The 1,381-nt window shown below is 63.2% G+C and carries 2 protein-coding genes; both read right to left on the bottom strand.

The annotated features are described in order from the left end of the window. Positions 1-383, bottom strand: a 383-nt coding sequence (gene surE, locus EOA86_RS34740; RefSeq protein WP_128345630.1) for a 5'/3'-nucleotidase SurE, incomplete at its 3' end; no start/stop codon positions are given. Beyond that, on the bottom strand, positions 383-1,381 hold a 999-nt coding region (gene serS, locus EOA86_RS34745), incomplete at its 5' end, for a serine--tRNA ligase (RefSeq protein ID WP_128345632.1). The genes surE and serS, both read right to left, overlap by 1 nt.

Genomic DNA, 1,381 nt, shown 5'->3' on the forward strand with positions numbered 1-1,381 from the left:
GAATAGGCCTGGCTGAGCGCGATCGAACGCACGCCGAGCAGCGCGCCTTCCATGGCGCCGGCAACGGTGCCCGAATAGGTGACGTCGTCGGCGATGTTGGCGCCGGAATTGACACCGGACAAGATCAGGTCGGGTGCTGCGGGCAGGATCTTCTTCACGCCCATGATGACGCAGTCGGTCGGCGTGCCGCGCACGGCGAAGTGTTTTTCGCCAATCTTGCGCAGGCGCAGCGGCTCCGAGATCGACAGCGAATGCGCGTAGCCGGACTGGTCCTGCTCCGGCGCCACCACCCAGACGTCGTCCGACAGCGTGCGGGCGATGCGTTCGAGCGATGCAAGGCCCTCGGCATGGATGCCGTCATCATTGGTCAGGAGGATGCGCATTATCTTGATTCGATCTTTTCCAGACCGCCCATGTAAGGCCGAAGCGCTTCAGGAATGGTTACGCTGCCATCCTCATTCTGATAGTTTTCGATGACAGCAATCAGAGCGCGGCCGACGGCAGTGCCGGAGCCGTTCAGCGTGTGGACGAAGCGGTTGCCCTTGCCGTCCTTGTCCTTGTAGCGGGCGTCCATGCGCCGCGCCTGGAAATCGCCGCAGACCGAGCATGACGAAATCTCGCGATAGGCGTTCTGGCCCGGCAGCCAGACCTCGATGTCGTAGGTCTTGCGCGCGCCGAAGCCCATGTCGCCGGTGCACAGCGTCATGGTGCGGAACGGCAGGCCGAGACGCTTCAACACCTCCTCGGCGCATTCGGTCATCCGCTCGTGCTCGGCGAGCGAGGAGTCCTCGTCGGTGATCGACACCAGTTCGACCTTGTAGAACTGGTGCTGGCGCAGCATGCCGCGCGTATCGCGCCCGGCCGAGCCCGCTTCCGAACGGAAGCACGGCGTCAGCGCTGTATAGCGCAGCGGCAGTTTTTCATGCGGCGTGATTTCTTCGCGCACGAGATTGGTGAGCGGCACTTCGGCGGTCGGGATGAGGCCAAGCCTGCCATCTCCATGCGGGGCGAAGAAGAGATCCTCCTCGAATTTCGGCAGCTGCCCCGTCCCGAAAAGAACCTCGGCTTTCACCATCAGAGGCGGCTGACTCTCCTCATAGCCATGCTCGGTTGTGTGCAGGTCCAACATGAACTGGCCAAGTGCGCGCTCCATCCGCGCCAACCCGCTCTTCAGCACCGTGAAGCGCGAGCCCGAGAGCTTCGCCGCCCGCTCGAAATCCATCATGCCGAGCGCTTCGCCGATCTCGAAATGCTCCTTCACCCAGTTCGGTCGCGTCGGCACCTTGCCGACGATGCGCTTGACAACATTGTCGTGCTCGTCCTTGCCGACCGGCACATCGTCGAGCGGCACGTTGGGCAGCACGGCCAAGGCGTCGTTCAG

The organism is Mesorhizobium sp. M5C.F.Ca.IN.020.32.2.1 (genome assembly GCF_004023105.1).
Taxonomy (GTDB): Bacteria; Pseudomonadota; Alphaproteobacteria; order Rhizobiales; family Rhizobiaceae; genus Mesorhizobium; species Mesorhizobium wenxiniae.